This window comes from Serpens gallinarum (genome assembly GCF_014836765.1).
Lineage (GTDB): Bacteria > Pseudomonadota > Gammaproteobacteria > Pseudomonadales > Pseudomonadaceae > Serpens > Serpens gallinarum.
Map to the genome: position 1 here is coordinate 491798 of NZ_JACSQG010000001.1, position 25189 is coordinate 516986.

Annotated in this window: 25 protein-coding genes; 10 read left to right on the forward strand and 15 right to left on the reverse strand. The window is 61.7% G+C overall.

Features of this window, described 5'->3' with window-relative positions; all coding sequences use genetic code 11:
• Positions 1 to 17: 17 nt before the first annotated feature.
• The 7 genes from rodA to lipA all read left to right on the forward strand — a co-directional run bounded on the left by rodA (position 18) and on the right by lipA (position 6448).
• Positions 18 to 1121: a rod shape-determining protein RodA gene (gene rodA, locus H9642_RS02255; protein WP_251835342.1), complete on the forward strand. Its 1104-nt coding sequence runs from the start codon at positions 18 to 20 to the stop codon at positions 1119 to 1121.
• An 8-nt stretch (positions 1122 to 1129) separates the two neighbouring features.
• Complete coding sequence (mltB, locus tag H9642_RS02260) at positions 1130 to 2128, forward strand: lytic murein transglycosylase B (protein WP_251835343.1); 999 nt, start codon at positions 1130 to 1132, stop codon at positions 2126 to 2128.
• A complete protein-coding gene (locus tag H9642_RS02265) occupies positions 2128 to 3108 on the forward strand; it encodes a septal ring lytic transglycosylase RlpA family protein (protein WP_251835344.1) in 981 nt (326 codons plus the stop codon). Before mltB ends, H9642_RS02265 begins: the two co-directional genes overlap by 1 nt.
• A gap of 195 nt (positions 3109 to 3303) precedes the next feature.
• Positions 3304 to 4464, forward strand: coding sequence for a D-alanyl-D-alanine carboxypeptidase family protein (locus H9642_RS02270; protein WP_251834785.1), 1161 nt, complete (start codon positions 3304 to 3306; stop codon positions 4462 to 4464).
• Positions 4465 to 4542: 78 nt separating this feature from the next.
• A complete protein-coding gene (locus tag H9642_RS02275) occupies positions 4543 to 4821 on the forward strand; it encodes a DUF493 domain-containing protein (protein WP_251834786.1) in 279 nt (92 codons plus the stop codon).
• Entirely contained in the window at positions 4821 to 5477 is a 657-nt protein-coding gene (lipB, locus tag H9642_RS02280) for a lipoyl(octanoyl) transferase LipB (RefSeq protein WP_251834787.1), read from the forward strand. Before H9642_RS02275 ends, lipB begins: the two co-directional genes overlap by 1 nt.
• Positions 5474 to 6448, forward strand: coding sequence for a lipoyl synthase (gene lipA / locus H9642_RS02285; protein WP_251834788.1), 975 nt, complete (start codon positions 5474 to 5476; stop codon positions 6446 to 6448). The genes lipB and lipA overlap by 4 nt, the downstream gene beginning before the upstream one ends.
• A 173-nt stretch (positions 6449 to 6621) precedes the next feature.
• Here lipA and H9642_RS02290 read toward each other — a convergent pair whose 3' ends face one another.
• The 6 genes from H9642_RS02290 to leuS all read right to left on the reverse strand — a co-directional run bounded on the left by H9642_RS02290 (position 6622) and on the right by leuS (position 12931).
• Positions 6622 to 6939, reverse strand: coding sequence for a hypothetical protein (locus H9642_RS02290; RefSeq protein WP_251834789.1), 318 nt, complete (start codon positions 6937 to 6939; stop codon positions 6622 to 6624).
• A gap of 58 nt (positions 6940 to 6997) precedes the next feature.
• Entirely contained in the window at positions 6998 to 8278 is a 1281-nt protein-coding gene (locus H9642_RS02295) for a lytic murein transglycosylase (protein WP_251834790.1), read from the reverse strand.
• 58 nt (positions 8279 to 8336) lie between these two features.
• Positions 8337 to 8495 carry an alternative ribosome rescue factor ArfA gene (arfA, locus tag H9642_RS02300; protein ID WP_251834791.1) on the reverse strand — a complete coding sequence of 53 codons (159 nt, stop codon included), beginning with the start codon at positions 8493 to 8495 and terminating at the stop codon, positions 8337 to 8339.
• A gap of 137 nt (positions 8496 to 8632) precedes the next feature.
• A complete protein-coding gene (gene holA, locus H9642_RS02305; protein ID WP_251834792.1) occupies positions 8633 to 9673 on the reverse strand; it encodes a DNA polymerase III subunit delta in 1041 nt (346 codons plus the stop codon).
• Between the two features lie 27 nt (positions 9674 to 9700).
• Positions 9701 to 10273: an LPS-assembly lipoprotein LptE gene (locus tag H9642_RS02310; RefSeq protein WP_251834793.1), complete on the reverse strand. Its 573-nt coding sequence runs from the start codon at positions 10271 to 10273 to the stop codon at positions 9701 to 9703.
• 51 nt (positions 10274 to 10324) lie between these two features.
• On the reverse strand, positions 10325 to 12931 hold the full coding sequence (gene leuS / locus H9642_RS02315; RefSeq protein ID WP_251834794.1) for a leucine--tRNA ligase: 2607 nt from the start codon (positions 12929 to 12931) through the stop codon (positions 10325 to 10327).
• 291 nt (positions 12932 to 13222) lie between these two features.
• On the opposite strand from leuS, the gene H9642_RS02320 reads away from it, so the two are divergent.
• Positions 13223 to 13654: a hypothetical protein gene (locus tag H9642_RS02320; RefSeq protein ID WP_251834795.1), complete on the forward strand. Its 432-nt coding sequence runs from the start codon at positions 13223 to 13225 to the stop codon at positions 13652 to 13654.
• Here H9642_RS02320 and lnt read toward each other — a convergent pair.
• From lnt to miaB, 5 genes are all read right to left on the reverse strand, one after another.
• The gene (gene lnt, locus H9642_RS02325; RefSeq protein WP_251834796.1) at positions 13651 to 15168 is read right to left on the reverse strand and encodes an apolipoprotein N-acyltransferase; all 1518 of its coding nucleotides are present in this window, start codon (positions 15166 to 15168) and stop codon (positions 13651 to 13653) included. The genes H9642_RS02320 and lnt overlap by 4 nt on opposite strands.
• A 108-nt stretch (positions 15169 to 15276) precedes the next feature.
• Complete coding sequence (locus tag H9642_RS02330; RefSeq protein ID WP_251834797.1) at positions 15277 to 16116, reverse strand: CorC family transporter; 840 nt, start codon at positions 16114 to 16116, stop codon at positions 15277 to 15279.
• Positions 16117 to 16130: 14 nt separating this feature from the next.
• Positions 16131 to 16586 carry an rRNA maturation RNase YbeY gene (gene ybeY, locus H9642_RS02335; RefSeq protein ID WP_251834798.1) on the reverse strand — a complete coding sequence of 152 codons (456 nt, stop codon included), beginning with the start codon at positions 16584 to 16586 and terminating at the stop codon, positions 16131 to 16133.
• The gene (locus H9642_RS02340; RefSeq protein ID WP_251834799.1) at positions 16579 to 17604 is read right to left on the reverse strand and encodes a PhoH family protein; all 1026 of its coding nucleotides are present in this window, start codon (positions 17602 to 17604) and stop codon (positions 16579 to 16581) included. The genes ybeY and H9642_RS02340 overlap by 8 nt, the downstream gene beginning before the upstream one ends.
• A gap of 288 nt (positions 17605 to 17892) precedes the next feature.
• Positions 17893 to 19221, reverse strand: a complete 1329-nt coding sequence (gene miaB, locus H9642_RS02345; protein ID WP_251834800.1) for a tRNA (N6-isopentenyl adenosine(37)-C2)-methylthiotransferase MiaB — start codon at positions 19219 to 19221, stop codon at positions 17893 to 17895.
• Positions 19222 to 19395: 174 nt separating this feature from the next.
• Between miaB and H9642_RS02350 the strand changes: the two genes are divergently transcribed.
• Complete coding sequence (locus tag H9642_RS02350; protein ID WP_251834801.1) at positions 19396 to 19722, forward strand: DUF1820 family protein; 327 nt, start codon at positions 19396 to 19398, stop codon at positions 19720 to 19722.
• 62 nt (positions 19723 to 19784) lie between these two features.
• Here the strand turns inward: H9642_RS02350 and H9642_RS02355 are convergent, their stop codons facing one another.
• The 4 genes from H9642_RS02355 to H9642_RS02370 all read right to left on the reverse strand — a co-directional run bounded on the left by H9642_RS02355 (position 19785) and on the right by H9642_RS02370 (position 23311).
• On the reverse strand, positions 19785 to 20327 hold the full coding sequence (locus tag H9642_RS02355; RefSeq protein ID WP_251834802.1) for a tetratricopeptide repeat protein: 543 nt from the start codon (positions 20325 to 20327) through the stop codon (positions 19785 to 19787).
• A 213-nt stretch (positions 20328 to 20540) separates the two neighbouring features.
• Entirely contained in the window at positions 20541 to 21824 is a 1284-nt protein-coding gene (gene hemL, locus H9642_RS02360) for a glutamate-1-semialdehyde 2,1-aminomutase (protein WP_251834803.1), read from the reverse strand.
• 49 nt (positions 21825 to 21873) lie between these two features.
• Positions 21874 to 22503 carry a thiamine phosphate synthase gene (gene thiE / locus H9642_RS02365; RefSeq protein WP_251834804.1) on the reverse strand — a complete coding sequence of 210 codons (630 nt, stop codon included), beginning with the start codon at positions 22501 to 22503 and terminating at the stop codon, positions 21874 to 21876.
• Between the two features lie 13 nt (positions 22504 to 22516).
• Positions 22517 to 23311 (reverse strand): hydroxymethylpyrimidine/phosphomethylpyrimidine kinase, encoded by a 795-nt coding sequence (locus H9642_RS02370; RefSeq protein WP_251834805.1) that lies wholly within the window; start codon positions 23309 to 23311, stop codon positions 22517 to 22519.
• Between the two features lie 226 nt (positions 23312 to 23537).
• Here H9642_RS02370 and H9642_RS02375 point away from each other — a divergent pair, with 226 nt between their 5' ends.
• Entirely contained in the window at positions 23538 to 25187 is a 1650-nt protein-coding gene (locus tag H9642_RS02375) for an acyl-CoA dehydrogenase family protein (protein WP_251834806.1), read from the forward strand.
• The last annotated feature ends 2 nt before the right edge of the window (positions 25188 to 25189 follow it).

The following is a 25189-nucleotide window of genomic DNA, read 5'->3' on the forward strand; positions in this document are numbered from 1 at the left end:
TGTCCAACCAGGATGCGCTGCGCCGCCGGGCCAGTCCGCTGCAGCGTCTGCATATCGACGGCATTCTGCTGTTGCTGTTGCTGGTTCTGGCGGCCGTCAGCCTGTTCGTGCTGTATTCGGCCAGCGGCAAGAACCTCGAGTTGCTCGCCAAGCAGGCCAGCTCCTTCGGCTTGGGCCTGGCGGCCATGTTGGTGATCGCCCAGTTGGAACCGCGCTTCATGGCCCGTTGGGTGCCGTTTGCATATGTTGTCGGAGTGGGGCTGCTCGTGGTGGTGGACGTAATGGGCCACAACGCCATGGGCGCGACTCGCTGGATCTATATCCCCGGAGTGATTCGCTTCCAGCCGGCGGAATTCATGAAAATCATCATGCCGGCCACCATTGCCTGGTATCTGGCCAGCCGCAGTTTGCCGCCGGGCCTCAAGCACACCAGCATCAGTCTGCTGCTGATCGTTATCCCCTTCGTATTGATCCTGCGTCAGCCTGATCTGGGTACGTCCTTGCTGATTCTCGCCTCAGGTGCCTTTGTATTGTTCATTGCCGGATTGCGCTGGCGCTGGATTATCGGTGCGGTGGCAGCCGTGGTACCGATTGCCGTGTTCATGTGGTACTTCGTGATGCACCAGTACCAGAAGCAGCGGGTGCTGACCTTCCTTGATCCGGAGAGCGATCCGCTGGGCTCGGGCTGGAACATCATCCAGTCCAAGGCGGCCATTGGTTCGGGCGGTGTGTATGGCAAGGGCTGGCTGCTCGGTACCCAATCACACCTGGACTTTTTGCCGGAAAGCCATACCGACTTTATCATTGCCGTGCTCAGCGAAGAGTTTGGTCTGGTGGGTGTTTGCCTGCTTCTTCTTCTTTATTTGTTGCTGATTGCCCGTGGTACGGTAATTACGCTGCAGGCGCAGACGCTGTTTGGCAAACTCCTCGCCGGAAGCATGACGTTAACGTTCTTTGTGTATGTATTCGTCAATATCGGCATGGTCAGCGGTCTCCTGCCGGTGGTGGGGGTACCCCTGCCGTTTATCAGTTACGGTGGTACCTCGTTGGTGACCCTGCTGTCAGGGTTTGGAGTTTTGATGGCCATTCACACCCATCGCAAATGGATCGCACCCCAATGAAGAACACGTTGCAGACTGTACAGGGCTGGCTGACCGCAACCTTTGCCGCGGTGATGCTGGCCGCCTCGGGTGTTGCCAGCGCTACGACTTACCAAGGTTCGCCTCATGCACAGGCGATGATTGACGAACTGACCCGCAGCTATGGTTTCGCCGAAGAACAGCTCCAGGCCCTGTTCGCCGAAGCCGAGCGCAAGCAGGCCATTCTGGATGCCATCTCCAAGCCAGCCGAGCGGGTAAAGCCCTGGAAGGAATACCGGCCGATCTTCATCACCGAGGCGCGTATCGCCCGTGGTGTGGATTTCTGGCGCGAACACCAGGAGGCACTGAGCCGCGCCGAGCGCGAATATGGCGTGCCGGCCTCGGTGATCGTGTCGATCATCGGCGTGGAAACTTTCTATGGCCGCAACACCGGCAATTACCGGGTGCTCGATGCCTTGTCCACCCTGTGCTTCGATTACCCGCCGCGTGCACCATTTTTCTGTCAGCAGCTGCGCGAATTCCTGCAACTGACGCGTGAAGAGCAGGTCGATCCGCTGCAGCTCAAGGGCTCCTATGCGGGCGCCATGGGTCTGCCGCAATTCATGCCGGGCAGCTTCCGCGCCTATGCGGTGGACTTCGACGGCGATGGCCGTATCGATATCTGGAATAATCCCGTAGATGCCATCGGCAGCGTGGCCAGTTACTTCAAGCGTCATGGCTGGGCCAGCGGCGAAGCGGTGGTCAGTCGGGCTGAGGTCCAAGGCGATCGCATCGAGGAGGGTCTCAACACGACCCTTGACCCACAGCACACGGTGGCTCAACTGCGTGTGCTGGGTTGGCAGCCGGCTACCGCCTTGGCGGACGATTTGCCGGTCCTCGCCTTTCGTTTCGAGGGCGAGGCGGGTGATGAATACTGGTTCGGGCTGCATAATTTTTCAGTGATCACCCGCTATAACCGCAGCACCATGTACGCCATGGCCGTGCATCAACTGGCCGGCGAACTAAGCCGCGTGCGGGGCATGAAGTGATGGTCAGGATGGGGTTGCCGCTGGCTTTGTCTAGCCTGCTGATCGTGGCCGGGTGCTCCAGCCCGCCCGTGTCCAAGCCCACTGCAAGTACGCCAGGGCTGAGCGGGCCGACGAGCTACTCCCGTCCGCACCAGGATGGCGCGCCCTGGTGGGATGTGGATGTCTCGCAGATTCCCGACGCCACGCCAATGCCGCACTACGGACGCTTCAAGGCTAATCCCTATACGGTGCTGGGCAAGAGCTACTACCCCATGCCCGACGGGCGTAACTATCGGGAGACGGGTACAGCCTCCTGGTACGGCACCAAGTTCCATGGCCAGGCCACCGCCAACGGCGAGTCCTATGATCTTTACGGGATGACCGCCGCACACAAGACTCTGCCGCTGCCCAGCTACGTAAAGGTCACAAACCTGGACAACGGTCGCCAGGTGACGCTGCGGGTCAATGATCGCGGGCCGTTTTATTCCGACCGCATCATCGATTTGTCCTTCGCTGCGGCCAAGAAGCTCGGCTTCGCCGAGAGCGGTACGGCGCGCGTGCGAGTGGAAGGCATCGATCCCCATGAATGGTGGGCTGCACGCGGCCAGCCGGTGCCTGGCGTGCTGGCACAACCCGCTGCGGCTGCACCGGCTTCCAGGCTGAGCACTCAGCCCATGGAGCAGTACACACCGCCGCCACAGCAGCATGCCGCGGCCGTGCTGCCCGTGCAGGTCGCCTCGGCGTATCCTCAGGCGGTTCAAAACAATGCGCTGTATTTACAGGTAGGGGCTTTTGCCAATCCGGATGCGGCAGAGCTGCTCAAGGCCAAGTTGTCTGAAACTGTTTCAGTGCCCGTTTTCCTAAGCTCCGTGTTGCACAATAACCAGATTCTGCACCGTGTTCGCCTGGGGCCGATTGGCAGCCAGAGCGAGGCCCAGCAAGTGCAGGACAGTGTGCGTCTGGCCAATCTTGGTCAGCCCCGTCTAGTGCGTCCCGATTAGGCTGCGCATCTGAATCACGACTGATTCGGTTTGTATCGCTGGCCCACCTGCAGAATATTGGCTCGTGCTGCTATTATCGGGCAATCATGCATCCCCCTCGGTGAACTTAGTCACTCGCTCAGGGTCTGAAGCACGCCCTACGGGCGGCACTCCAGCATTGGGCTGCGTTCCTATTAAAAAATGTCAGGGAGAAGAATGAAAATCTTCAGTTTTGCGCCTTGCTTGCTCGTTTCCGTCTTGAGTTTTGTGACCCCGGCGGCAATGGCCGTCGAGCAGGCTATCCCAGCTCCACCTCAGCTGGCAGCCAAGTCGTATGTATTGATGGATGCGGCCAGCGGCAAAGTGCTGGTGGACAACAATGGCGACGAACGTTTGCCGCCGGCCAGTCTGACCAAACTGATGACGGCCTACATTGCCACGCTGGAAATCAACCGCGGGCAGATTAGCGAGCAAGACTTGGTGACTGTCAGCGAAAAGGCCTGGCGCACCGGCGGCTCGCGCATGTTCATTCAGGTCGGTAGCCAGGTAACTGTGGATGACCTGTTGCACGGCGTGATCATCCAGTCCGGCAACGATGCCAGTGTAGCGCTGGCCGAGCACATCGCCGGCAGTGAAGAATCCTTTGCCGAGATGATGAACCAAAGCGCTACGCGTTTGGGCCTGCAGAATACTCATTTTCGCAATGCCACCGGCCTGCCGGACCCGGAGCATTACTCTTCGGCCCATGACATGGCCAAGCTGGCGCGGGCAATCATCTATCAGGACCCGGAGCATTACGCGGTCTACGCGCAGAAGGAATTCCTCTGGAACAACATCAAACAGCCCAACCGCAACCTGCTGCTGTGGCGCGACAAATCCGTGGATGGCCTGAAAACCGGACATACCGATGAAGCAGGTTATTGCCTGGTGGCCTCAGCGGTGCGTGATGGCCAGCGACTGATTTCCGTGGTGTTTGGCACAAGCAGCGAAGAGGCCCGTTCGGCGGAGACCCAAAAGCTGCTCACCTATGGTTTCCGCTTCTTTGAAACGGAGACCTTCTACAAGCGCGGCGACGAGCTGGCGAAGGCGAAGATCTGGAAGGGCGAGCAAGGTGAGGTTAAGGCAGGCCTGGCCGAGGATCTGACCCTGACCGTGCCGCGTGGCCAGGGCAAGAATCTGAAGGCGAGCATGAGTCTGGATCCTACGCTGGTTGCCCCCATTGAACAGGGCCAGGTGATTGGCGTGGTTGAGGTGCGCAATGGCGAAGAGCTGGTGCACAGCGCTGATTTGATTGCCATGCAAAGCGTTGCCGAGGGTGGCATTTTCCGCCAGCTCTGGGATAGTATCCGACTGTTTTTCTACGGTTTGTTCAACTGATTTTTCCACCGTGATAAACGCCCGCCTATCCGCGGGCTTTTGTCCTTGCGGATCACAAGTCCGCCATAGAAGCTGTCCATGACTGATTCCGATATCAAAGCTCCGAAAATTGAATTTCCCTGCGAGCGCTATCCCATCAAGGTGATCGGTGACGCTGGCGAAGGTTTCGCTGCTCAGGTCATTGAGGTGATGCAGCGCCACTGCCCGGATTTCGACGAAACCACCCTGGTGCTGCGCGACAGCAGCAAGGGCCGATTCATGACCGTGCAGGTGCTGATTACCGCGACCGGTGAAGAGCAATTGCAAGCGATCCACATCGACTTGCGAGCGACCGGCCGCGTACACATGGTGCTGTAATGGCCCAAGACCTTCTCGGCGTACGCGAACTCGGCCTGGTCGACTACTTGCCGACCTGGCAGGCCATGCAGCGCTTTACCAATGAGCGGGATGCCACGCACGGCGATGAAATCTGGATGCTGCAACACCCGCCGGTGTTCACCCAGGGCCAGGCAGGCAAGGCCGAGCATGTGCTGTTTCCTGGTGACATTCCGGTGGTGCAGGCAGATCGCGGCGGCCAAGTGACCTATCACGGCCCAGGCCAACTGGTGGTCTACCTGCTGATCGACGTCAAGCGCCACAAGTTGGGTGTTCGTGAATTGGTCAGTCGCATCGAGCAAAGTCTGGTCGATTTGCTCGCCAGCTATGGCGTTGGCGCGACGGCCAAGCCTGACGCACCCGGTGTTTACGTCAATGGCGCCAAGATCGCTTCCCTCGGCCTGCGCATCCGTCGCGGCTGTTCTTTCCATGGCCTGGCCTTGAACCTGGATATGGACCTGGCGCCGTTCCAGCGGATCAACCCGTGCGGCTATGCTGGGCTGGCCATGACTCAGTTGCGCGACCTGGTTGGGCCCATCGATTTTGCTGAGGTGAGTGGCCGACTGCGCACTCAGCTCGTCTCACACCTCGACTATGTGGATTACAAGACCCTGACGGGCGGGATCGAATCATTATGAGCACCGTTGAAAACACCGGTAAGCCGGCCAAATTGGAAGCTGGCGTCAAGCTGCGCGGAGCCGAGAAGGTCGCGCGGATCCCGGTGAAAGTCATTCCCACCGAAGAACTGCCGAAGAAGCCGGACTGGATCCGTGTACGCATTCCGGTCTCTCCGGAAGTGGATCAGATCAAGCAAACCCTGCGCAAACACAAGCTGCACAGCGTGTGCGAAGAGGCTTCCTGCCCGAACCTGGGCGAATGCTTTTCCAGCGGCACCGCCACTTTCATGATCATGGGTGACATCTGTACCCGTCGTTGCCCGTTCTGCGACGTCGGCCATGGCCGGCCCAAGCCGCTCGATGTCGACGAGCCGAAGAACCTGGCCCTGGCCATTGCCGACATGCGCCTGAAGTATGTGGTGATTACCTCGGTGGACCGCGACGACCTGCGCGACGGTGGTGCCCAGCATTTTGCCGACTGCCTGCGCGAGATTCGCCAGCTCAGCCCCGGCATTCAATTGGAAACCCTGGTGCCGGATTACCGTGGCCGTATGGACATCGCTCTGGACATCACCGCGACCCAGCCGCCGGATGTGTTCAACCACAACCTGGAAACGGTACCGCGCCTGTACAAATCCTCGCGGCCGGGCTCGGACTTCGAGTGGTCGCTGGACCTGCTGGAAAAGTTCAAGCAGCGCGTACCCGGCGTGCCGACCAAGTCCGGCCTGATGTTGGGCCTGGGCGAGACCGATGAGGAAGTCATCGAAGTCATGCACCGCATGCGCGAGCACGATATCGACATGCTCACCCTCGGCCAGTACCTGCAGCCATCGCGCAACCACTTGCCAGTCAGTCGCTTCGTGCACCCGGATATGTTCGCCTGGTTCGCCGAAGAGGGCATGAAGATGGGCTTCAAGAACGTCGCCTCCGGTCCGTTGGTGCGTTCCTCCTACCACGCCGACCAGCAAGCTCATGGCAACAAGATCGGCTGAGCCTGAGCGCTAAGCAAAAAACCCGGCCCAACGGCCGGGTTTTTTTATGGCTTCGGTTAACGGCAATCGCTATAGGAAAGCGGCGTTGCTGCTGAATGAGCAGACGAGCAACACGTATATCCAAACGGCGGTCTGCCGGTGGCTCTGTATTTACAGCAGGGCGACGCCGCCGGTTATGTCAGCCGCTGCAGCAGCAGTGACGTACTGAGCAATAGGGTGTTAATCGCCCAGGCGGTGGTCAGGAAGCGGGCCATGACGCCGAATAGGGGATTCTTCACATTGTCGGCGCACAGCCAGATCTGGATAAGGATCCAGGTGGTGTAGATCATCAGCGCGGCGAACAGCAGGACCAAGGTGCCGAGCGAGGCGCCGCGCTGGAAGAGAAACAGGATGCTGGCCCAGAACAGGTTGCTGGGCACAGCCCCATAGAGCCAGAACACCTCACGGAGCGGGCGGTTAAGCGACAACATGGCAAGACGGCTGAGTTTCATGGGAAACCTCCGTATGCAAGCTAGCCGCGCGCTGTGGTGAGTATGGTCAACCAGGGCGTTAACGGGTCCGCGGCGCGTTAGGCTTGAACAGGTGCTCCAGAAGCTTTTGGCTGGCATAACCATCGGCGGGCAGGCCACGGCTTTGCTGGAACGCTCGCACCGCTTGGCGAGTATTGGCACCGATGATGCCGTCGGCACTGCCTGGGTCAAACCCCTGGGCTGCCAAGCGCTCCTGCAGCGCGATACGTTCGCTGCGACTGAGTGGTGGATCATTGCGTGGCCAATCGGCGGCAATCAACCCACGGCCTTGCAGGCGCTCGGAGAGCAGGCCGATGGCCAGAGCGTAGGACGTCGAATTGTTGTATTTGAGGACGGCGCGAAAATTGGTGAATACCAGAAACGCCGGGCCACGGTGGCCGGTGGGCAACAGCAGAGAAGCCGGTTCCTCGCTGGGTGCCGACGTTGTCCTGATCCGTACGCCCAGATGGCGCCACTCGCTGAGGGGCTTCTGGATCTGGAGGTCAGCCTGGGCGTAATCGAACTGCTCTGGCAGTTCCACCTCGAAGCCCCACGGCACTCCAGCACGCCAGCCAGATCTGCCCAGATAATGAGCGCTTGATGCCAGGGCATCGGCTGAAGAATCCCAAATATCGCGACGCCCATCGCCGTCGAAATCCACCGCGTGAACTTGATAGGTGGTGGGAATGAATTGGGTCTGCCCCATAGCGCCGGCCCAGGAGCCAATCATGCGCTCAGGGCGCACATCGCCGTTCTGAAGAATTTTAAGCGCAGCCAGCAGCTGGTCATGGGCAAAGCCGGGGCGCCGCCCCTGGTGCGCCAATGTCGCCAGGGAGCGGATGACGGATTTATTGCCTTGGGTCTGACCAAAGTTGCTTTCCAGTCCCCAGATCGCGACCAGGATTTCAGGGGGCACGCCGTAGCGGTGCTGAATGCGGCCCAGCGTGCTGAGGTGCCGGCGCAGCAGGATACGTCCACGAATGACGCGCTGGGACGCCAGGGCATTATCAAGGTATTCCCAGACGGGGCGTGTGAACTCGGGCTGTCCTTGATCCGCTTGAATGATGCTGGGGTCCAGTGTGACGCCGGCAAAAGCCTGGTCGAAGGTGGTCGCGCTGATCCCTGCCTGAAGGGCTTCCTGGCGAAAAGAGGCCAGCCAGGCGGCAAAGGATGGGTCTTGTGCGTCAGCCGGATAGATGTGCGGCTCGCTCGCCATGGATTCAGCCTGGGGAGAGTTCTCGATACAGGCGGTGAGCACGAAAATGGCCGTGAAGGCGAACAGGAATTGCTTGAGGCGGCGTGAGGCCGGGATGAACGGCATGCGAAGCGATCTCGGTCTGTGGCTAAACAGTACCTGACATTATCACGGGCTCGCAGTTTTAGGCGGCCAGAACGACGGAAGCCCCCCAGTTTTGCTGGGAGGCTTCGCGGCGGTAGCTGCCTTTACCCTTCTTGGGGCGTTCCTGACGGCAGCGGAACAGGGGTTGGGCGATCAGGCTTTTGGCCTTGTTGGGGCGAGTCTTGCCGGTTTTTGCCATAAAAATTCCTCTGTTGGGCCTGGAGTTGCCAGGCGCGCGCATCATCGGTGCTTGTTCAAAAAATGTCCAGCCTCTGAAGCGTCCGCCCGTGAGAGGCAGCACGGGGATATTCAGTGCCCGTTGTGCTGCAGTCGACGTCAGGTCTCACGGGGCAACGACAGGTGTTTGCCGGCAATGGCCAATGTCAGACCCGCCAGGCCGCTCCAAGGGCTGCCAGCAGCCTGGCCTTTGATCTGCGCGTCGATGCGCTGGGCATCGAGCAACAGCAGACCCCAGCGCTCGGCGGAGTGACGTTGCAGGGCCTTGCTGAGCAACGGTCGGCGTTTGTCCCAAACCGGGGGGCGGCATTGGCTGAAGGCACGATCCAAGGGGATTCCCTGCTCGTACTGCTGGGCGAGGTTGGCCAGTTGGCGCAGCTCGCGGGCCAGCGCCCAAAGAATCACCGGGGTTTCCACGCCTTCGCCGCGCAGACCTTCAAGCATGCGCAGGGCGTGGGCGGCGTCGCCATTGAGGGCGGCATCGATCAGGCCGAACACATCGAAGCGCGCGCTGTCGGCCACCGCTGCCTGCACCGTCTCGGCGCTGATCTGGCTACCTTCGGCGAGCAGCTTGAGTTTCTCGATTTCCTGGGCGGCGGCCAGCAAGTTGCCTTCCACGCGCGAGCAGATCATTTCCAGCGCCTCGGGACTCGCCGACAGACCGGCCTGGGCCAGACGCTGGCGTACCCAGTTGGGCAACTGCTGTATATCCACGGGCCAAATCTGGATGAACTGCACGGCGCCCCCTTCGATCAGCGCCTTGGCCCATTTGGTGCGTTGGGTGCTGGCGTCCAGCTTGGGCAAATCGATCAGCAGCACAGTGTCTTCGGCGGGGCGCGCCAAGTAGTCGAGCAGCGCAGCGGAGCCTTTGTCGCCCGGCTTACCGTTAGGAATGCGCAACTCGATCAGGCGCTTCTGGGCAAACAGCGACAGGCTGGCGCCGGCTTCGTAGAGCTGGCCCCAGTCGAAACTGGCGTCAACGCTGAACACCTGGCGCTCATCGAACCCCTGCTGGCGGGCGGCGGCGCGGATCGTATCGCTGGCCTCCTGGCACAGCAACGGCTCATCGCCGCTGATGGCATAAACCGGGGCGAGGTTACCTTGCAGGTGTTTGGCGAGTTGGGAGGGGTTGAGCTTCATGATCTGGCGCTGTCGCGCACCTGCCCCTCAGGGCGTGGGAGGTGAGAGCGGAGAGTCATTGTCTGCTGCTGGAGCTTGGGCTTCGGCTTTCGCTTCGGCATCGCGGCGCAGACGATCCAACTGATCGGGCGTCAGCGCTTGTAGGCGGCGGGCCAGTTGCTGGACCAGATCGCGGCGCATTTCCTGAGTCAGTTGCACGCGCTCCTGTTCCGAACCCACCAGGTTGTTCTGGTCGACGGCGTAGATCTTCTGCGCTTCCAGGCGGTTCTCCAGGAGAGGGAGTTGCTGGGTGCGAATTTGATAGGCCAGTGAGGTGCTGAGTTCGTATTCGGCGCTGCGCGCTGCGCTGGTGAAGCTGGCAGTGCGTTGTGATTGCTGTTCGTCGAGCAGCACCAGTTGATAAGGCGCTCCGGCATGCACACGCACGCCGCTGCTGGTCAGCAGGTCTTCCAGTTGCCGGGCGGTTTCGCCAAAGGCATCGCGGGCCTGCAGATCGATTTCCGTGAGTGCAAAGGTTTGCGTGCCACTACCGCGCAGCTGGAAGCCGCAGGCACCGAGCAGCAGTGCCAGGGCAATGACCATCAGGTTGCGGTGCAGCATCTCGGCGATCTCCTGTCCATCGGCCCGGCGCACGCGCCGGGCTCGAGTCGTTTAGTTGGCGACGATATTGACCAGTTTGCCCGGCACCACGATCACTTTGCGAATCGTCAGGCCTTCAGTGAAGCGCACAACGTTCTCGTTGGCACGTGCAGTGGCTTCGACCTCTTCACGGCTGGCGCTGGCCGGCACGTCGATTTGGCCACGCAGCTTGCCGTTGACCTGCACCACCAGGGTCAGGTTGTCCTGGACCAGGGCACTTTCGTCGACGCGCGGCCACTGGGCATCAATGATCGCCCCCTGCTTGCCCAGCTGCCGCCAGAGTTCGTGGCAGATGTGCGGGGTGATCGGCGCAAGCAGCAGAGCCACGGTTTCCAGGCCTTCTTGTAGCAGGGCGCGGTCCTGCTCGCTGGCAGTGGCGGCCTTTTCCAGCACGTTCATCAGCGTCATCACCTGGGCGATGGCGGTGTTGAACTTGTGGTGCTGGCCGACATCGATGCTGGCCTGCTTGATCGCCAAATGAATGGCGCGACGCACGGCTTTCTGCGCGTCATTCAGGCTGGCCATCTGCACAGTGCCGGGCAGGCCGGCGCTGACATGGCTGTGGGCCAGGCGCCAGACGCGGCGCAGGAAGCGGTTTGCACCTTCGACGCCGGCGTCCGACCATTCCAGGCTGAGGTCCGGCGGCGAGGCGAACATCATGAACAGTCGGCACGTATCGGCGCCGTACTGGTCGATCATCGCTTGCGGGTCGACACCGTTGTTCTTCGACTTGGACATCTTTTCGGTGCCGCCGATGATCACCGGCAAGCCGTCGGCGTTGAGGGTGGCGCCAATGATCTTGGCCTTCGCGTCACGCTCAATGTCCACTTCGGCCGGATTGAACCACTGGCGGCTGCCATTGGGCTGCAGGCGGTAGTAGGTGTCGGCCACCACCATGCCCTGGGTCAGCAGGTTCTTGAACGGCTCGTTGGACGTCACCAGGCCTTCGTCACGCATCAGTTTGTGGAAGAACCGCGCATACAGCAGGTGCAGGATGGCATGCTCGATGCCGCCGATGTACTGATCTACCGGCAGCCAGTGATTGGCTGCGACCGGATCGACCAGGCCCTGCTCGTACTGTGGCGAGGCGTAGCGGGCGTAATACCAGGACGACTCGACGAAGGTGTCCATGGTGTCGGTTTCACGCTTGGCCGCGCCGCCGCATTGTGGGCAGTTGCACTCATAGAATTCCGGCATCTTGGCCAGCGGGCTGCCGGCGCCGTCCGGGACTACGTCTTCGGGCAACACTACCGGCAGTTGGTCTTCGGGCACCGGCACATCGCCACAGCTCGGGCAATGGATAATCGGGATCGGGCAGCCCCAGTAACGCTGACGGCTGATGCCCCAGTCGCGCAGGCGGAACTGGGTGCGGGCCTGGCCGAGACCTTTCGTCTGCAGCACGGCTTCGATGGCGTCAAAGGCGCCGACAAAGTCCAGGCCGTTGAAGTCGCCGGAATTGATCAGGGTGCCGTGCTCGCCGTAGGCGTCCTGCCAGGGCGCAGGCGTTTCGTCGCCCGCACTGGTGCGGACTACTGCCTTGATCGGCAACTGGTACTTGTTGGCAAATTCGAAATCGCGCTCGTCGTGGGCGGGCACGGCCATCACCGCGCCTTCACCGTAGGTCATCAGCACGTAATTGGCGACCCACACCGGCAGCAGTTCGCCGGTCAGCGGGTGCTGCACACGCAGGGCAGTGGCAATGCCTTTCTTTTCCTGGGTGGCGATGTCGGCTTCAGCCACACCACCGCGCTTGCATTCATCGATGAACGCCTGCAGCTCAGGGCTGGACTGGGCAGCCAGGGTGGCCAGCGGATGCTCGGCGGCTACGGCCACGTATGTGGCACCCATCAGCGTGTCGGGGCGGGTGGTGTAAACCTTGAGTGCGCCTTCGCTGCCAATGGAGGCCGGATCGTAGGGGAAGCTGATCTCCATGCCACGCGACTTGCCGATCCAGTTGCGCTGCATGGTCTTGACCTGCTCGGGCCAGCCCGGCAGTTCGTCGAGACTCTCCAGCAGCTCGTCGGCGTAAGCCGTGATCTTGAAGTAGTACATGGGAATTTCGCGCTTTTCCACCAGCGCGTCGGAGCGCCAGCCGCGACCGTCGATGACCTGCTCGTTGGCCAGTACGGTCTGGTCCACCGGGTCCCAATTCACGGTGCCGTTCTTGCGGTAGATCACACCCTTTTTGTACAGGCGGGTAAACAGCCACTGCTCCCAACGGTAGTAGTCCGGCTTGCAGGTGGTGATCTCGCGGGACCAGTCGATGGCAAGACCCAGGCGCTGGAACTGCGCCTTCATGTAGGCCATGTTGGCATAGGTCCACTTGGCGGGCGCGACCTGGTTCTGGATGGCAGCGTTTTCCGCCGGCATGCCGAACGCGTCCCAGCCCATGGGCTGCAGTACGTTCTTGCCCTGCATACGCTGGTAGCGTGCGATCACGTCGCCGATGGTGTAGTTGCGCACGTGCCCCATGTGCAGCTTGCCGCTGGGGTAGGGGAACATCGACAGGCAATAGAACGTGTCCTTGCCAGGCTGTTCACTCACTTCAAAGGATTTCTGCGCGTCCCAGTGGGACTGCGCGGCGGCTTCGATTTCGCGGGGCTGATACTGTTCGTGCATGGCTTCTGGCGCTAGGAAAGGGGGACTTACGGAAGCCCGCTAGCATACATGACCCCCCTCGGCATAGGGAAACTCTGTTGGCCGCGCAGCATTCGTTTGGTTGACCAGGCGAGGCTATTCGATGCGCTAAAGCCCTTTGCCTGGCCGTGGGATGGCGCTCGGTTGCCCGTCCGTTAAGAACCTTGGGCGAACTAATATCGGCGCCACTGGTCGCGGCGAAAAAACCCCGGCAAATGGCAACGCTAAGCTTCGGGTAGTAGGGCAGACAGTGCAGGACATGAGGTAAATCGAATGATCGAGGAGCGGCAGGTCGAGGATGAAAACGGGCTTTATGGGCGTTTGCTGCAACGTCTGGGGCGGGTTTTGGAGCAGACAGATGAGCCGCCTGGGGAGATGGGCCCCGCAGAGGCCGAGCTGCTGGAGTTGCAGGGACTGAGCGACGCCGAACTGGAATTGATTCGCGCCTATCTGGCGCAGGACCTGCAATGGCTGCGGGGTTGGCATGCCGCTGCCGAGGAAATGGAGCTGATCCGTCGCTCGTCGGCAGGGACGGGAAGTTCACGCTGGCTGCCGCGGCGCAGTCTCAAACGTCGGTTTGTGCGTCATCCCCAGCTGCGCTGCGCGTTGTGCGGCGTGCTATCCACTTGGGCGGCGAATCGCAGCTTGATCCGGTGTTCATGCTGCGGCTCGCAGTTGTTTCGCGCAGCGGGCGCGCAGCATTAGGTGCGGGCGTGTGACCGCCGATACAGCGCCCAGCCCAACAGCGCAATCGACAGCAGCGCCATCGGCCAGCCGCGCCAGCGCAGGTAAGGCGTCAGCCCCTGCATGGGTTCGACTTCGCCGTACAGCGTGGCCTGTTCGAACTGCGGAATCTGCACGCTGATTCGCCCGAACGGGTCGATCAAGGCGGTAACCCCGTTATTGGTGGCGCGAATCATCCAGCGTCCGGCTTCCAGGGCGCGCATCTGCGCCATTTGCAGGTGCTGCAGCGGGCCGATCGAACTGCCGAACCAGGTGTCGTTGCTGACCGTGAGCAGAATGTCGCTCTGTGCCGCCAGACTGGCGGCGAATTCCGGGTAGACCACTTCGTAGCAGATATACGGTGCCAGTGTGTAGCCCTTGGCCTGCAGCAGCGGTTGGCCGGACGGGCCGCGGGCGAAGTCGGACATCGGCAGGTCGAAGAAGGCGATCAACCCGCGCAACAGATCCTGCAAGGGCACGTATTCGCCAAACGGCACCAGCTTCTGCTTGAGGTAGGTGCCGGCCCCGTCGCCCAGTACAGTCAGGCCATTGTAGTAGCGCGGCTCGCCATGCTGGTTGAGCTGGCGGATCGGCAGGCCGGTAATCAGCGCTGCACCGCGTTGAGCGGCATGGGCACTCATTCCTTGCAGGTAGGCCAGGGCGTATTTGCGCAATACCGGCACGGCGGTTTCCGGCCAGACGATCAGGTCGACATCGGCCGTCGCCTGGGTCATGCCGCTATACAAGTCCAGTTGCGCCCTGAGCTGTTCGCGCTCCCACTTGAGTTGTTGCGGCACGTTGCCCTGTAGCGCGGCGACCCGCAGCGGCGCACCCGACGACGTCGTCCAGGCGTGCTGCTGCAAGGCCAGGCCAAGCAGCCAGGGGGCGATCATCAGGACCAGGCCGCTGATAAGCAGCGGTGTGCGAACACGTAGGCGCGGCAAATTGATCAGCAGCGCGGCGGTAAGCGTCAGGATAAACGAGGGCAGCCAGACTCCTCCCAGCGGAGCCAGCCCCGCCAGCGGGCCGTACAGCTGACTGTAACCGGCGTACAGCCAGGGGAAACCGGTAAGAAACCAACCACGAAAAGCTTCCTGGGCCAGCCACAGGGCGGCGAAGGCCAGGGCGTCGCCCAATGGCGCTTGCTCACGGCGCAGCCAGCGTGCCCAGATCCAGGCGCTTAGGGCAAACAGCAGGCCCAATCCGGCAACGAAGGCCAGGGTCAGGAAGACTGCCAAGGGCACCGGCGCGGCGCCGTAATCGTGGATGCTGACATACACCCAGCTGGTGCCGCTGGCGAACAGGCCGAAACCGTAGAACCAGCCGCGCGCAAAAGCCGCCCGACCATTCAGCTGGCGCAAGCCCAGGTAGAACAGGGCAATGGACAGCAGTAACAGCGGCCAGATATCGAAGGGCGAAAAGGCCAGGGGCGTCAGTGCGCCAGCGCCCAAGGCCAGCAAATGGCCCGGCCAGCCGGGTTGGGTAATCCAGCGCAAGCGTGAGTCCTTATGGAAGTGCAATCGCCGCAGGCTAACGGCAGGAGCCATCGACGGCAAGTCGGCGAGCCATGTTATGCGGGTGCGGCTTGCCGCACCCGCCGGGCGTCAGGCGTCCATCGCGGTCAGGCGCAACAGGTGGATGCGCCGGCTGTTGGCATTCAGCACGCGGAAGCGGTAACCGCCGATAGTGGCGACTTCGTTGCGCTTGGGCAGATGGCCGAAGGCGTGCATCACCAGACCGCCCACGGTATCGAACTCCTCATCGGAGAATTCACTGTCGAAGAACTCGTTGAAGCTGTCGATCGGGGTGAGTGCCTTGACGATGAAATCACCGCTGGGCAGCGGCTTGATGTAGCTGTCTTCCTCGATATCGTGCTCATCTTCGATATCCCCGACGATCTGCTCGAGCACATCCTCAATGGTGACGATGCCGGCCATGCCGCCGTATTCATCAATGACCACGGCCATATGATTATGGGTGCTGCGGAACTCGCGCAGCAGCACGTTGAGGCGCTTGGACTCGGGCACGAAGGTGGCCGGACGCAGCAAGTCCTTGAGCTGGATGGGTTGCGCCTCATCGTGCAGCACCATCGGCAGCAGGTCCTTGGCAAGCAGGATGCCCTTTACGTCATCGAGGGTCTCACCGACCACCGGGTAGCGAGAATGTGCCGCCTCGATGATGGTCGGCAGATAGTCCCGAGGCGTGTGATCGGCGCGGATGCTGATCACTTGGGAGCGCGGCACCATGATGTCGCGCACTTGCAGGTCGGCGACCTGGATAGCGCCCTCGACGATGGATAGCGCCTCGCTGTCCAGAAGCTTGTTGTCGTGGGCATCGTGCAGGACTTCCAGTAGTTCTGCACGGTTTCTTGGCTCATGGGCAAAAGCCTGGGTGATTTTTTCCAGCCAGGACTTGTGCCCGTTGCTCTCTCGATCTTCGCTCATATTTCCTTGCTCAGTCATTCATCGCCGGCGTAGGGGTCGGGATGCCCCAGTTCGCCAAGCAGCTCTCGTTCCAGGGCTTCCATTTCTTCGGCTTCGTCATCCTCGAGATGATCGTAGCCAAGCAGATGCAGGCAGCCATGGATGACCAAATGGGCCCAGTGGGCCTGCAGGGCTTTGCCCTGTTCGGTCGCTTCACGCTCGACCACCGGCACGCAGATCACCAGGTCGCCCAGCAGTGGAATATCCAACAGACCTTCGGGAATGTCCGCTGGAAAAGACAACACATTGGTGGCGTAATCCTTGTGTCGCCACCTGTGGTTCAGCTCACGGCCTTCCGGCTCGTCGACCAGGCGAATGGTCAGTTCGGAGTCCGCTGTGCGCTGGCGCAGAGCCAGTTCGCACCAGCGGCGAAAGTCGTCTTCGCTGGGATGGTTGCCAGTGGTGGCCAGTTGCAGATCAAGCTCAAGCATCGTCGGCTCGCGCTCCCGGATCGTTGTCCGCCGAGCGGGGCGTTCGCGTTATGGCTTGCTGATCCTCGAAGCGCTCGTAGGCTTCGACGATGCGCTGCACCAGCGGGTGGCGTACCACGTCCTTGGGCTGGAAGTGGGTGAAGCTGATGCCGGGCACATCCTCCAAAACCTTGATGACATGGGCCAGGCCGGATTTGGTGCCGCGCGGCAGGTCGACCTGGGTGATGTCGCCGGTGATCACGGCGGTGGAGCCGAAGCCGATGCGCGTGAGGAACATCTTCATCTGTTCCAGCGTGGTGTTCTGGCTCTCGTCGAGGATGATGAAGCTGTTGTTCAGGGTGCGCCCGCGCATGTAGGCCAGGGGAGCGATTTCGATCACCTGTTTTTCGATCAGCCGCGCCACGTGCTCGAAGCCGAGCATTTCGTACAGCGCGTCGTACAGCGGGCGTAAATAAGGGTCGATCTTCTGCGCCAGGTCACCGGGCAGGAAGCCGAGTTTTTCGCCGGCCTCCACCGCTGGGCGCACCAGCAGGATGCGCCGTACCTGTTCGCGCTCCAGGGCGTCAACCGCGGCGGCCACCGCCAGGTAGGTCTTGCCGGTGCCGGCCGGGCCGATGCCGAAGTTGATGTCATTGTCGAGGATCGCCTGGACGTAGCGCTGCTGGTTGGCGCCGCGCGGGCGAATCAGGCCCTTCTTGGTGCGCAAGGCCAGACGGCTGTCGGCCTTGCCCTGCTCCAGGGCTTCCATGGCGGATTCCTGCAGGTACAGGTGCACGGTTTCTGGGGACAGTTCGTCGTTTTTGGTTTCGCGGTACAGGCGGCGCAGGAGATTTTCTGCGTTGTGGGCCTGTTGCGAGTCGCCGATCAGTTCGAATTGATTGCCGCGGTTGCGAATTTCAATGGCCAGGCGCTGCTCGATCATGCGCAGGTGCTCATCAAATTGCCCGCAGAGATTAGCGAAGCGGCGTGCCTCGAAGGGCTCGAGGGTAAAACGGTGTAAATCTGTGGGGGCGTTCAAGGGCTTTGTCAGTAACCGGTTTCATGGTGGAGATTGAAGAATAGCGCTGACAGCAAGATGCGGGAAGCGTGAAGCAAGCAGCTTTAGGTCGAATGGTGTACAGGCCGCTGCACGGCAAGGCCAGCGAAGCTCTTCTCGCCCGTTGCAGCATGCGGGTTGGAATAGGGCGTTATTCGAGCAACCCGCCATGTGCGGCTAATGCGCTGCTGGCGGGGTGTTCGTTCAGCTCGCGGACATCCAACCTGTGCGCGTGTAACAAGCGACGCCGTCTTACGCCGCGTACCTTGCTCAGTCGATCAAGGAGCCACGCAGCGAGTGCGGCAGAGCGTCGTCGATGTGCACATTGACGAAATGTCCGATCAGGCGGGGGTTGTCGCAGCGGAAGTTGACGATGCGGTTGTTCTCGGTGCGCCCCTGCAACATGCCCGGGTCTTTTTTCGAGTAATCGCTGACCAGGATGCGCTGGGTGCTGCCGACCATGCGCCGGCTGATTTCAAACCCTTGCTGGCTGATGCGGGTTTGCAGAATCGACAGGCGCTGCTTTTTCACTTCATCGGGCGTGTCATCAGCCATTTCGGCAGCCGGCGTACCGGGGCGCGAGCTGTAAATGAACGAGTAGGAGAAGTCGAAGCCGACATCCTCGATGAGCTTCATGGTCTGCTCGAAGTCCTTTTCCGTTTCGCCAGGGAAGCCAACGATAAAGTCCGAGCTGATGCAAATGTCCGGCACCGCCGCACGCAGCTTGCGGATGCGCGACTTGTATTCCAATGCGGTGTGGTTGCGCTTCATCGCCGCCAATACACGGTCGGCGCCCGACTGCACGGGCAAATGGACGAACTTCACCAACTGGGGAATCTCGGCGTGGGCCTGGATCAGCGCGTCGGAGAATTCCAGCGGGTGGCTGGTGGTATAACGGATGCGTTCGATGCCATCGAGGGCAGCCACCAGGTACAGCAGGTCGGCGAAGTCGCACAGGCTGCCGTCCGGGTTGGTGCCGCGGTAGCCGTTGACGTTCTGGCCGAGCAGGGTGACTTCTTTCACGCCGTTTTCAGTCAGGTGAATAATCTCCGCCAGGACATCTTCCACCGGGCGACTGACTTCCTCGCCACGGGTATAAGGCACTACACAGAAGGTGCAGTACTTGCTGCAGCCTTCCATCACCGAGACAAAGGCGCTGGGGCCATCGACGCGCGGCTCGGGCAGGCGGTCGAACTTCTCGATTTCCGGGAAGGAAATATCCACCTGGGCAGTCTTGGTGGTGCGCGCGGCGTCGATCATTTCCGGCAGGCGGTGCAGGGTTTGCGGGCCGAACACCACATCGACATAGGGGGCGCGATCGCGGATCGCCGCGCCTTCCTGGCTGGCCACACAGCCGCCCACACCGATCACCAGGTCGGGGTTTTCCAGCTTCAGTTCGCGCCAGCGGCCCAATTGCGAGAACACTTTGTCCTGGGCTTTTTCGCGAATCGAGCAGGTATTAAGCAGGATCACGTCGGCATCTTCAGCCTTGCTGGTGATTTCCAGGGCCTGGTGTTCGCCCAGCAGGTCCACCATGCGCGAGCTGTCGTACTCGTTCATCTGGCAACCGTGGGTTTCGATATAAAGCTTCTTGGCCATGAGTGTCTGCGCATCGGGGTGTTCGAAAGGACTGCGGATTATAGGGGAGTGCTGGTCCAGGGGGTAGGTTTGTAGGCAAGCGGCAGGGTTGCGCACGGCAGGTGTGCCGCCGGTCGTGGGCTGCTTGTGGTATCCTCCGCGCCCGCCTTAACAGCCTTCAGTAGCCGCATCGCCATGAGCAAACATGACACACCCATCTTCAAGGTGATCTTTCTCAACCAGGGTCAGGTGTACGAGATGTACGCCAAGCAGATTTTCCAGAGTGAGCTCTGGGGGTTCCTGGAAATCGAGGAATTCGTCTTCGGCGAGCGCACGCAGATGGTCGTCGATCCCAGTGAGGAAAAACTCAAGGCTCAGTTTGACGGTGTGGTGCGCAGCTTCGTACCCATGCACGCCATCGTGCGCATTGATGAGGTTGAGCGTATTGGCACGCCGAAGATCAGCGAAGCCAAGGGCACCAGCAATGTCATGCCATTTCCCATGCCGATGACGGATAAGTAACGCGCGCCAGCGCTGTCGCACGATTCTTAGATAAATAGTCCGTCGCCTGACGGGACTGTCGCTCAGGGCAGGGGAGCGAAGGGCGAGTCGCCGTCGAGCGTCTGCAGTTCCAGCAGGTAGTTACGGAAGATATGCCCGAGTATCTGCGTGGCGACTGCCAGCTCTTCCTTGGTCATTTGTTCGGCGACCAGGTCAGCGCCGTCCAGCGCCTCTTCCGAGCCGTTGACCGCCGACATCTTCAGCACGATGAACGCCTGGATATTACTGGCCGGCACGCCTTCGCCCTTGAAGAACATGGTGCCCAACCGGCGTTGCGCCTCGGCATGCCCTGCCAAGGACGCCTGCTCGTACCAATGCAGGGCTTGTTGCAGATCCTGCTGGGTGTATTGGCCTGTGTAGAAGTATTCGCCCAGTTCGAACTGCGCCTGGTCGTCACCTGCTACGGCCAGTGCCTGGCAGGTGTTCAGGGCTTCGCTGAGGTCTTCCGCGGGGACATTCAACACGCAGCGTCCAGTCGCCGGGATCAGCAATGAATTGCCGCTGGCAAATACCTGCAGCGACAGCAGCAGGCAACACAGGCTCAGGATGGATCGGGTGCGAATCATTGCAATCAAGGCGCCTCAAGGATCAGGGCGGGTTCCGACGACCGGCACATTATGGATAAGCGGACCACGGGTGACAAAGCCTTTCGCCCCATGCCTGGACACGTACGGCAAAAAAAGCCATGACCAGACGCAATTTCTTCCATCCCTGAGGTGCGTGTCGCCGTAGGGTACCCTGCGTGCCGTGCAAACAGGGCACCTCGGCGGCGAAGGCGCTTATTTCAACTGCGCAAACGCTTTTTCTGCAGCATCCAGCGTGATTTTCAATTCCGCTTCGCCATGCACGATCGACGTGAAGCCTGCCTCGTAGGCGCTCGGCGCCAGGTAGACGCCGCCATCGAGCATCAGATGGAAGAAGCGATTGAAACGTTCCACATCGCAGGCCATTACGTCGCCAAAGGTCTGGATCGCGTCGGCGCCGCTGAAATACAGGCCGAACATGCCGCCCGCCTGGGTGGTCACGAAGGGGATAGTGGCGGCATCGGCGCGGTCTTGCAGACCTTGCAGCAGGCGGCTGGTGTAGTCGGTCAGTTCGGCATGAAAGCCCGGACGGCTGATCAGCTTGAGCGTGGTCAGGCCGGCAGCCATGGCCAGCGGGTTGCCGGACAGGGTGCCAGCTTGATAAACGGGGCCGAGCGGCGAAATGCATTCCATGATTTCGCGCTTGCCGCCGAACGCACCGACCGGCATGCCACCGCCGACGATCTTGCCGAAAGTGGACAGGTCCGGCGTCACGCCGTAATGCGCCTGGGCGCCACCGAGTGCGACGCGAAAGCCCGTCATCACTTCGTCAAAGATCAACACCACGCCATGCTCAGTGCACAGCTCGCGCAGGCCTTCGAGAAAGCCCGGTACCGGCGGTACGCAGTTCATATTGCCGGCCACCGGCTCGACGATGATGCAGGCGATGTCCTTGCCGGCCTTGGCAAGGGTTTCGCGCACGGCTTCGATGTCGTTGTAGGGCAGGGTCAGCGTGTGCTGGGCAAAGGCCGCCGGCACGCCGGGGGAGCTGGGCACGCCGAAGGTCAGCGCGCCGGAGCCGGCTTTCACCAGCAGGCTGTCGGAGTGGCCGTGGTAGCAGCCTTCGAACTTGATGATGGTGTCGCGGCCGGTATAGCCTCGGGCCAGGCGGATGGCGCTCATGGTCGCCTCGGTGCCGGAGCTGACCATGCGCACCATGTCCATGGACGGCACGATGGAGCACACCAGCTCGGCCATCTCGGTTTCCATGGCGGTCGGTGCGCCGAAGGACAGGCCATGATCCAGCTGACGACGTACCGCATCGAGCACATCCGGATGGCCGTGGCCGAGAATCATCGGGCCCCAGGAGCCGACGTAGTCGACGTAGCGCTTGTCGTCTTCATCGATCACATAGGCGCCTTTGGCGTGCTTGATGAACAGCGGCGCGCCGCCGACGCTCTTGAAGGCGCGCACCGGCGAGTTGACGCCGCCGGGGATGTGTTTCTGGGCGTTGCTGAAGAGAATTTCGGAACGGGACATGAGGGGCCTCGTAAAGGGCGGGCGGACACTATCGTCTGCCGGCTCAGGATCAGGGGGTCGCAAACAAAGCGGAAAACGCACGGGCGCGGCGTTCGACTTCAATGGCCGAATCGGCGCTGAACAAGGCATTGATCACCGCCAGCCAGTCGGTGCCGTGCTCAATCAGCAAGGGTGCGGTGGCCAGAGTAATGCCACCGATGGCCACGATCGGCGCGTCGAAACGCTCGCGTGCCTGCTGCAGCAGCTCGAGGGTGGCTGTGACCTCGCCGGGCTTGGTCATCGACGTGAAGAAGCGGCCGAACGCAATATGGCTGGCGCCCGCTGTAAGGGCCTGCTCCGCCAGTTCAAGGCTGGCATGGCAGCTGGAGCCCAGGTGCAGGCCGGCACCGAGGCGGGCGCGCGCCGCGCTCAGCGAGCCGTCTTCCTGGCCCAGGTGCAGACCGACGCCCAGGCGTTCGGCCAGCGGCAGGTCATCGTTGATGATCAGTTCGGCGCCGTAGCGACGGCACAGCTCCAGCAAGGCGCTGGCTTCATCGAAGCGCCGCGCCTGGTCGCGTGATTTCTCGCGGTATTGCAACAGCCTGGCGCCGCCTTCAAGGGCGGCTTCGACGTAGGGCAGCAGGCGTCCATCGGCGAGCAGCGTGCTGTCGGTGATGGCATAGAGACCGCGCGTCATCATGGTGCGCCCTCCATTACTGGGCATCCAGCGGCAGGCGACGGGGAATGTATTGGCCATGGCCGGGCGCTTCAGCGTCGCGCAGGCAGCGCCAGGTGTAATCCAGAGCGGTTTTTACCGCGCTGACCATGTTTTCACCCAGCGCCAGGCGACCCGAGAGGGCGCTGGCCAGCGTGCAGCCGGAGCCGTGATAGCTGCCCGGCAAGCGCGCGCAGCTGAAGCTGTGTTGGCTGCCGTCGCGGCAATACAGGCGGTTGACGACTTCTTCTTCATCGCCATGGCCGCCAGTGATCAGCAGGTTGTGAACGTAAGGCAACAATTTTTCGGCACATTCGTCGGCCGTGCCGTTGGGCAGTTCGGCGAGGATTTGTGCTTCCGGCAGGTTTGGCGTGGCAATGGTCGCGACCGGGAACAGTCGTTCGCGCATGGCGTAGCCGACTTCATCCTTGCCCAACGTACCGCCGCCCCCGGCGCGCAGCACCGGGTCGCAGACCAGCGGCACGCCAGGTAGTTTTTGCATGATTTCCAGCACGGTTTCGACCATCTCCACCGAGCCGAGCATGCCCAGCTTGACGGCCGCAATCGGCAGGTCGGCGATTACCGCATGGGCCTGGGCGAGCACCCACTCGCGGTCGAGTACGCGGAAATCAGTAACGTCGACGGTATCCTGCACGGTCAGCGCGGTGACGGTCGGTGCAGCGTGGCAACCCTGGGCAATCAGGGCTTCGATGTCCGCCTGCAGACCGGCACCACCACTGGGATCGTGGCCGGAAAGACAGAGGACGACGGGGCGAGAGTTATGTCTGTTCATGGCGCGCGAGCTTAGCATTTTTCGCCGCGACAGGCTCTACGCCACGGCTGTCTCGTCAGACTGATGGGGAGGGTAAGAACTGCTGTTCAGCTTGCAGGATTTTCGCGTTGCAGCCCGCTTCACGTCCCATCTGCCCTCGCTTTTGTCCGCTTTCCCGCTCCCGGCCGGCTGATCAGCCATGCTTCACTCAGGTGCATTGCTGATCGCCTTGCCACAGGAGCCCGCGATGAATCCGCATCACTATGCCGAAACCCATGAGGTGTTCAACCAGGTGCCGCCGCTGGACGGCGCCAACCTCTATCGTCTCGACCTGCCCCTGCAGGAGTGGATTCGCCGTTACCACGGCAGCTGGGGCGAGACGCGGCTGAATGCCTACGGCGCCCTGGCCGGCGGCCCGTTGATGGCGGCAGGGTTTTTGGCCAACGAACACAAGCCGGAGCTGCGCACCCACGACCGCTACGGCCACCGCATCGATCAGGTGGATTTCCATCCGGCGTATCACCAACTGATGCAAACCGCCATTGAACATGGCCTGCCATCGCTGCCCTGGACGGATCCCCGCGATGGCGCCCATGTGGTGCGTGCCGGATTGACCTACCTGCACAGTCAGGTTGAAGCGGCCAGTGGCTGCCCGCTGACCATGACCTTCGCCAGCGTGCCGGCGCTGAAAATACAGCCGGATATCGCCGAGCAGTGGCTGCCGAAAATCCTCGCCACCACCTACGACCCGCGCAACGTGCCCATGGAGCAGAAGGCCGGGGTGACCATCGGCATGGCCATGACCGAGAAGCAGGGCGGCACCGACGTGCGCGCCAACACCACGCGCGCCTATCCGGTTGGCGCTTCCGGGCCGGGGCAGGCCTACGAACTGGTCGGCCACAAGTGGTTCTGTTCGGCACCGATGTGCGATGCCTTCCTTACCCTGGCGCAGACCGACAAGGGCCTCAGTTGCTTCCTGTTGCCGCGCCATCGCCCGGACGGCACACGCAATCAGTTCTATATCCAGCGCTTGAAGAACAAGCTCGGCAACTGGGCCAACGCCTCGAGCGAAGTCGAATATCGCGGTGCCCTGGCCTGGATGCTCGGCGAGGAAGGCCGGGGCGTGCCAACCATCATCGAAATGGTCGCCATGACCCGGTTCGACTGCATGGTCGGCTCCAGCGCGTTGATGCGCCAGGCGCTGACCCAGGCCACGCACCACTGCGCGCACCGCAAGGTCGGTGGCAAGTTGCTGATCGACCAGCCGCTGATGCAGAACGTGCTTGCCGACCTCGCACTTGAAAGCGAAGCCGCGCTGGCCCTGACGATGCGCATGGGCCGCGCGCTCGACCATCCTCGGGACGCGCACGAGGCGAAATTCGCTCGCCTGGTTACTGCCATCGGCAAATACTGGATCTGCAAGCGCGCCCCGGAAATGATCTACGAAGCCAGCGAATGCCTGGGCGGCGCCGGCTACGTCGAAGAAACCATCCTGCCGCGCCTGTACCGCGAGGCGCCGGTCAACTCCATCTGGGAAGGCTCCGGTAACGTGCAGTGCCTGGACGTGCTGCGCGCCCTGTCCAAGGAGCCCGGGGTGCTCGATGCGCTGTTCCACGAACTCGGCGACGGCCATGGCGACGTGCGCCTCAAGGCGCATATCGAGCGCCTCAAGGCCGGTTTCTTGGACACCGCCGATATCCAGTTCCGCGCCCGCCAACTCACCGAGGACACGGCTATTGCCCTGCAAGCAACGCTGCTGCTGCAAGCCGGCAACGCGACGGTGTCCGACGCCTTTATCGCCAGCCGGCTGGAAGGGCATGGCCGGGTGTACGGCACCTTGCCGCGTGGTGTGGATGTGGACACGTTGGTGATGCGGAGTGCGCCGCACGCGGAATAGGC